Here is a 7375-nt window from a genome sequence, read left to right as displayed (position 1 = left end):
TGAGTTGTTCCACGCCTTGATTGCCTTGCTGTTTAATCAGCTTGTCCAGTTGTTGCTTTTTCTTAACGCCCATCGACCGATCGCCCGTTAAAAAATCAGATAATGTAAATCTTATAAAAGGTGCCCATTGGCCGGCCAGGATACCTGCATCATCTTCCGCATATCCACCGCCTTCCTCATGACAATTGTTGGCTGACTTTTTTTCTAAACAGAAAATTATTCGTTTTACCCAGGATTATGATGCCAGGCAGGCAAAACGCGGTAAAAAGCTGCATAAGAAATATTGCAACAAATGTCATGAGGAAGGCGGTGGATATGCGGAAGATGATGCAGGCATCCTGGCCGGCCAATGGGCACCTTTTTTAAGATTCACATTATCTGATTTTTTAACGGGCGATCGGTCGATGGGCGTTAAGAAAAAGCAACAACTGGACAAGCTGATTAAACAGCAAGGCAATCAAGGTGTGGAACAACTCATTCAATTCTACGCCAGCCAGAAATAAATAAAATGTAGATATGTATAAAATTAGCCGCAGAAGATTTATAACCCTGAGCAGCAGTGCCGTTGTTGTTTCTGCGATGGGCTTTCCTATGCTGAGTTTTGGTGCCAGTAAGCGAGTGGTGATCGTGGGTGGCGGCATAGCGGGCGCGACAGCAGCGAAATATCTTCGCTTAATGGATGTCAATATTGATATTACGATTATTGAACCGAAAAAAACCTATACTACTTGCTTTTTAAGTAATGAAGTACTGTGGAACCATCGCAACATAGACACAATTCAATTTAGTTATGATGCACTCAAAAAGCGTGGTATTAACGTTATCCATGATGTTGTGACAAAGATTGATCCCGATGCCAGGCAGGTCACGATTAATAGCGGGACACAATTCAACTATGATGCGTGTGTTGTATCGCCAGGTATCAGTTTTAACTGGGACGCAATTGAGAATTACACACCAGCGGTCAGCAAGCTGTTACCCCATGCCTATCAAGCTGGTCCACAAACCCTGTTATTGAGAGACCAGCTGAAAACAATGAAAAATGGCGGCACCTTTATTCTGGTGGCTCCCCAAAATCCATTTCGCTGTCCACCGGGTCCTTATGAGCGTGCCAGCCAGATCGCCTGGTATTTTAAAAACCATAAACCCAAATCTAAAATTATCATCCTTGACCCCAAGCCTAAGTTTTCAAAAATGAAACTGTTTACCTCGGGATGGGAAAAATATTACGGCTATAATACCAGCAATAGCATGATCGAATGGATTGGCGAGGCGGATGGCGGTGAAGTCACACGAGTGGATGCCAAAAAAATGTTGGCTATTACGACATCCCCTTATAAGGGGGATGTGATAAATGTTATCCCACCACAAAAAGCCGGAAAAATTGCCATTAAAACAGAGCTGGTAGATGAAAGCGGCTGGTGCCCGATCAATCATCGAACTTTTGAATCGAAGATACATAAGGACATTTATGTGATTGGCGATGCAACGATTGCCGCACCCATGCCAAAGTCCGGCTATGCCGCCAACTCACAAGCGAAAGTGTGCGCGGCTGCAATTATTGCCAAATTCAACGGTGAGCCGGAGCCGTTACCATCCCTGGTTAATACTTGCTATAGCCTTATTACGCCTGATCACGGTATATCGGTGGCGATGGTGTATAAGTTGGGTGCAGAGGGAAAAATTCAGAAAGTAAAAGGCGCTGGTGGATTAACGCCAATAGACGCCAGTGATGAAATGCGCAAAAGGGAAGTGGCTTATGCCTATTCCTGGTTCAAGAATATAACCCACGATATTTTTGCATAGCTGGTTAGTGCCGTAAGCAAGCTGTCAAATTACTCAATGCACATTATAAGAACTAACTTCCCTGGCAGAACAATTGACGATCATAATGGTCCGTTTTAGTGATTGTTCAATTTCTACTTCTGCATAATTAATTTTGAATCCCTTTTCCGCGCGATCATTTGCTAACTTGATGCCAAGATTATTTAGCGTCATCGACTGAGTTTCCATCTTTATGTAATGTTCTGGATTGTGAAGAACTTCCAGTATTTGTGAAAGATGATGATCGGGAGATTCAAGCTTAATACGTATTTCAGCCAGCTGTCGTTCAATATCTCGTAATTCAGGATGCTCGCCAACCAGCTGATTATGTTGCTTGTGTAGAAGTTTCTTTCGCGCAATCAGCTGTTTTTGCTCGTTACGCGATTCAGAAATCAGGCTATGAGCTTTGTTTAGTAGTCCATCGAGGGCGCAATTTTTAAAACCTAGCTTGGCGTCTTCCTCGTTATGCCCTGCTGATAGAAATTTACGATTGCTAAAAGTGACCGAAGTTTGCATAACATCTCGCTTTAATATGTCGCCTTCCAGTTCTGTGCCCAGGAAATTATGTTCTCGTTTCTCCATGCACAGCAACATAAAAATATTTGCGGATGACTGGTTATTCTGGATGGCGTGATGATCGACAAGCGGGTTGACTGTATTTAGCAGCCGCTGAATCTCACTTTGGTTTTCAAAGATCAACTTCATGCGCGGGTCACTGCTAAAGTTAGCTTTGTTAATTGTCACTCCGCCGGGTATCAGGTTGGCAATTTCCGTGAGATAGTCCCACGTGTGAGCGAGGGGCTGCGATAATTTTTGTGCGTAACGTCCAATTACGCGAATTCTTGGATCGACGACGTCAACAACATGTTCCACCATTTGCGTAATGTCAGCAGAACCTTTCAGTGCGCCTGGTTTGTGCGTGTGCGACGTGAAAAGCTCAAGCAAATTAACCAGCGAATTTGAAATGTAATTACCCATACTTGATATTATAGCTTGCCAGCTATTTGTACCTGTGTATCAGTATATTTCGATTAAAAAGTCAACAGCGTGTAACGAGTAATCTAAGCGGTGAAGATGGATTTTACAGCCTGCAATGAAAGATGGCACTGAATTCTAGTGCTTGGTAAATACAAGTAATTTCTAATTGCATAAAAATTACTTTGTTTGATTTTAATAGAGGACATATCCTACATAACAAAAGGAATATATCCTGCTTTGATAGTTCTAACTGGTTTAACCAGCATTTATTCTGAAATACCCAGTAGTAAAAATTCTCTCGAAATTTTTATTTAATCTACCAAATCAGGCTCAGTAGTTATCTGGGCGATGTATCCGTTGATATAGCCATGTATTTATTGCTGATTTTAAATTGACCATAAACAATTTCCCTTGCTAAACCGCACCGAATATTAGTATTTATTAATGAATTTGACTGATATCAATGTGATAAAACTATCTATACGCCACACTGTGCTTGTTTTGTGATGTTTAGTCGGACCCAAAGTAGTAGTCACCTGAAGGGAGGGTGAAGCATGAGCAGAAAAATAGCACTGTATGCATTTGCGTCAGCAGCACTGCTAGTACTTTCCGGTGCTGTATATGCAGCTGGAGATGCCAATGCCGGAAAGGAAAAGGCAAATGCCTGTACGAGTTGCCATGGAGTTGACGGCCAGGGATCGGAGCCTAATACAAAGATTGCTGGTATGAGTGTTGGAAACTTTAAAAAGGCAATGCAGGCATATAAATCGGGCGAACGAAACCATGCCATGATGCAAATGTTTGCGAAAAAACTTAGCGATCAGGATGTCGAGGATTTGGCAGCGTACTATTCAGCCAAATGATGCGCTAAATCAGCAGGCCACACTTTATAAATGGCCTGCTGATCATTAAACCAATAGTAAAAAAGAGGTAACAGGGAAAGTATATTCAGGGAACACTAACATACATACACATACAGCTATTCTTCATGACAGCGACGGATCACGCATATCAGATCTTATATATACAACGCAATTTTTAATTTTGGGGACAAGCAGCAAAATGTTTCCCCGGCAATGGCGCCATTGAATGATATGTACAGAAATAAACAGGCTATGACTGCTGCCCTAGGTAGTTCTCGAGGCGCAGCTTGAGCGAAATTGAAAGACATCGGGTAATAACAATAAGGTTGGGAAAAACAATGTATAGACAAACATTAGTATGGTTGAATCGCTTCGTATTAGTACTCATTGTGCAGATCGCCATGGCAAATGTGGTGTTTGCTGAGGAAGCTGAGACAAAGCAACCGGACAATTCCACCTGTTTGGGGTGTCATGGTATGGATGGTTTTTCCATGCCAGGTGTAGATGGCGCCATGCGAGATTTACATGTCAACAAGGATGGTTTCAATAAAAGCGTGCATGCCCAACGCGGCTGTGTTGAGTGTCACCAGGATATTCAACAAATCCCCCATCGTAAGAATATTGACCGTAAAGTAGGATGCGTACAGTGTCATCGCAATCTATGGGACAAGGCAAAACAGGAAGGCAAAGAAGCAGAATTCGAGCGACTGGGGGTGGTCGTTCAGCAAATTGACAGCTATATGGGTTCCATTCATGCGCGACCCAATATGCAGGATCAGTCCCGTACGAATGCCACCTGTTACAACTGTCACAATGCGCATTATATTTTTCCCAAAGAAAGCATGGAGCGTGTAGAGCGCAGACTTGATATTCCCAATGTGTGCGGTACCTGCCACACGGCGCAGAAAGAGGCCTATTTAACGTCGGTGCATGGCAACGAGGTCACGCAAAACGGCAATCTTAATGCCGCGGTCTGTATCGACTGCCATATGACAACCATGCATGACATTGAGTCGCCAAAAAATCCGGATATAAAAGTAAAGATCACTCAAAACTGTGGGAACTGCCACACTAAAGAACTAAAAACTTACATGTGGACCTATCATGGCCAGGTAAACAAACTGGGATACGCGCATACCGCCAAGTGTTTCGATTGCCACGGATCACATACCATTAAACGCGTTGATAGCCTGCAGTCTTCCGTTCACCCACAGAATCGACTGGAAACCTGCCAGAAATGTCATGAAGACGCCACTGAAGGATTTATTACGTTCCATCCACACGGAAATACTCACGACTATGAGAAGTATCCAGCCATGTGGATTGCATCAAAATTCATGATTGCTTTATTGGCGGGCGTTTTCACCTTTTTCTGGACCCATGCTGCACTGTGGTTTTATAGAGAATACAAGGATCGTAAGGAAGGTAAGAATCGCCCCCACGTGGATACCGATAAATTACCGGAAGAATACAAAGGTAAACACTTCCGTCGGTTTACTATAGGCTGGCGCATAATGCATTTGTTACTGGCACTGGGTGTTATGCTCCTGGTACTCACCGGTATGACAGTAATGTACGCGGATAGCTTCTGGGCGCCAACAGTTATGAAAATAATTGGTGGGCCGGAAGTGGCTGCGACGTTACACCGCATTGGCGCCATGACCTTTATGGGAGTGTTTGTTGCGCACTTGGTGGCCATCGCCTACTGCATAATTCGCAACTGCAAAACCTGGACCTGGTTTGGTCCTCGTTCGTTGTTGCCGAACTGGCAGGATTTCAGGGACGCAGCTGCGATGTTCCGCTGGTTCTTTGGCAAAGGTCCACGCCCGGTATTCGATAAGTGGGCTTACTGGGAAAAATTTGACTACTGGGCTCCGTTCTGGGGTTTGACCATCGTCGGCGTCAGTGGATTGATGATGTGGTTCCCGGGAGTGACGGCCTCAGTGTTACCCGGCTGGGCATTTAATGTCGCGACTATCGTACATGGCGAGGAAGCTTTCCTGGCCGCAGTATTCCTGTTCACGGTACACTACTTTAACAGTCACTTCCGTCCGGACAAGTTCCCGCAGGATATTGCCATGTTCACTGGCGGAATTCCGCTGGAAGAATACAAGCACGAGCATAAACTGGAATACGAACGACTGGTGAAATCCGGTGAGCTGGAAAAATATCTGGTAGATGCACCATCGGCACCGATGACTACTGGCTCCAAGATTCTAGGTGCTACCTTGATTCTTGTTGGGCTGGCTCTGCTAACGCTGGTGGTACTTGGCTTCTGGGGCAATGTGCTCTATGGTTAAGCTGAGCAGCGAAGTAAAATGTAGTTAAATAATCACAATAACTTATTTTGAGGTTGTTTATGAGATCATTAATGACGAGTATTGTTGTGGTGGCTTTGTTATTGGGTTGTGCCGATAAAAAAGAGCCCGCGCAGCAGGCTGCAAATCCGGCAGCTGGTAAGAAAATAGCCGAAAAAAGTTGCGTGGGTTGTCATAGCCTGGATGGCAAGGGTGCCAATGATGATATTCCCAACCTGGCGGCGCAAGTGGAGCCGTATCTGGTGGCCGCAATAGAAGCTTATAAAGAAGGGAAGCGAGAACACGCTGCGCTTAAGGATATGGCAAGCAAGCTCAGTGAAGCCGATACGCATAATATTGCGGCTTTCTACGCGAGCTTGCCGCCAATAAGCGGTGATCAAAAACCCATGCAGGACATTGCCGAAAAAGGCAAGGCTGCAGCCGCAGTTTGTGCCAGTTGTCATGGTGAAGATGGTAATAGTACGACTACCGGTATTCCCAATCTTGCCGGCCAGCAACCCGTCTATTTTATTTCAGCCGTGAAAGACTACATGGATGGCAAGCGGGAAATGTCCCATAAGGAAAAACAGGCAATGTTGGCTGCGCTTAACCAGGTGGATATTGAAGCGATGGCCTTGTACTTTGCGTCACAGACACCTGCCAAGCGTGAGGCACCCCCTGTGGGCGATGTTGCAGCCGGTGAACCATTAAGTGCCAATTGTGGTAAATGTCACGGTGCCAGTGGTATCAGTAGCGATCCCAAGATTCCCACCCTGGCATCTCAGGATCCGCAGTACCTGGTCAGTGCGGTCAAGGCCTACCAGAAACGTGGGCGTAAGCAGGAAGATATGCACAGTTTTCTATCCAACATCAGTGCGGAAGGTATTGAAAACATCGCAGCGTACTATTCTGTACAACAGGCTCAACCCGCGGAAGCTAAAACCATGTCCATGAAGGAACTGGCAGAAAAATGTGACCATTGCCACGGTCCTGGAATGGAAAATCCTATGATGATTTTCCCCAAAATCCGTGGGCAGAACAAAGGATACCTGGTGAAAGCACTACAAGCCTATCGCGACAACCAACGCGGTAGTTCGCCCATGCATAAGATGAGCTTGCCATACAGTGAAGCGGTGATTGAGAGTATTGCGGCGTGGTATGCAAGTCAGCCAGCTGAGTAGCTGACGTTTAATAGATAAAAAAAGAGGCCGTAAACGGCCTCTTTTTTTGTGTATCGAAAGTTAAAATTTTCGATTACTGGTTATATAAACGTTCACGGCGCTTATCCCTGAACAATTATCTCTGACCAGATTTCACCATCGGTACCCGATTCACGGACCATGGGATTTTCAGCCGAGTAATTCGTCTGCTCAGAATAGACTTTCATCTCATAGCTTGCACCCACCTGACCTG

General features: G+C 45.0%; 6 protein-coding genes. 5 read left to right on the top strand and 1 reads right to left on the bottom strand.

The genetic code is table 11. The features are described 5' to 3' along the window. Positions 1-188: 188 nt before the first annotated feature. Both ACWVCM_RS13110 and ACWVCM_RS13105 read left to right on the top strand, forming a co-directional pair. Positions 189-503 carry a c-type cytochrome gene (locus tag ACWVCM_RS13110; protein WP_455202208.1) on the top strand — a complete coding sequence of 105 codons (315 nt, stop codon included), beginning with the start codon at positions 189-191 and terminating at the stop codon, positions 501-503. A 13-nt stretch (positions 504-516) separates the two neighbouring features. Beyond that, the gene (locus tag ACWVCM_RS13105; RefSeq protein ID WP_455202207.1) at positions 517-1806 is read left to right on the top strand and encodes an FCSD flavin-binding domain-containing protein; all 1290 of its coding nucleotides are present in this window, start codon (positions 517-519) and stop codon (positions 1804-1806) included. 33 nt (positions 1807-1839) lie between these two features. Here the strand turns inward: ACWVCM_RS13105 and ACWVCM_RS13100 are convergent, their stop codons facing one another. After that, on the bottom strand, positions 1840-2802 hold the full coding sequence (locus tag ACWVCM_RS13100; protein ID WP_455202206.1) for a hypothetical protein: 963 nt from the start codon (positions 2800-2802) through the stop codon (positions 1840-1842). Positions 2803-3356: 554 nt separating this feature from the next. Here ACWVCM_RS13100 and ACWVCM_RS13095 point away from each other — a divergent pair. From ACWVCM_RS13095 to ACWVCM_RS13085, 3 genes are all read left to right on the top strand, one after another. Next, positions 3357-3665 (top strand): c-type cytochrome, encoded by a 309-nt coding sequence (locus ACWVCM_RS13095; RefSeq protein ID WP_455202205.1) that lies wholly within the window; start codon positions 3357-3359, stop codon positions 3663-3665. A 338-nt stretch (positions 3666-4003) separates the two neighbouring features. Next, a complete protein-coding gene (locus ACWVCM_RS13090; protein ID WP_455202204.1) occupies positions 4004-5965 on the top strand; it encodes a cytochrome b/b6 domain-containing protein in 1962 nt (653 codons plus the stop codon). 71 nt (positions 5966-6036) lie between these two features. Beyond that, the gene (locus ACWVCM_RS13085) at positions 6037-7143 is read left to right on the top strand and encodes a c-type cytochrome (RefSeq protein ID WP_455202203.1); all 1107 of its coding nucleotides are present in this window, start codon (positions 6037-6039) and stop codon (positions 7141-7143) included. Positions 7144-7375 lie beyond the last annotated feature (232 nt).

It is taken from the genome of Kaarinaea lacus (genome assembly GCF_975902315.1).
Note: the sequence above shows the minus strand (reverse complement) of the source record. Positions and strands in the feature narration are given on the sequence as shown.

Excerpts from the sequence above, each read along its gene's own strand:
- ACWVCM_RS13105 (WP_455202207.1), top strand. The coding sequence starts at position 517 with ATGTATAAAATTAGCCGCAGAAGATTTATAACCCTGAGCAGCAGTGCC.
- ACWVCM_RS13100 (WP_455202206.1), bottom strand. The coding sequence starts at position 2,802 with ATGGGTAATTACATTTCAAATTCGCTGGTTAATTTGCTTGAGCTTTTC.
- ACWVCM_RS13095 (WP_455202205.1), top strand. The coding sequence starts at position 3,357 with ATGAGCAGAAAAATAGCACTGTATGCATTTGCGTCAGCAGCACTGCTA.
- ACWVCM_RS13090 (WP_455202204.1), top strand. The coding sequence starts at position 4,004 with ATGTATAGACAAACATTAGTATGGTTGAATCGCTTCGTATTAGTACTC.
- ACWVCM_RS13085 (WP_455202203.1), top strand. The coding sequence starts at position 6,037 with ATGACGAGTATTGTTGTGGTGGCTTTGTTATTGGGTTGTGCCGATAAA.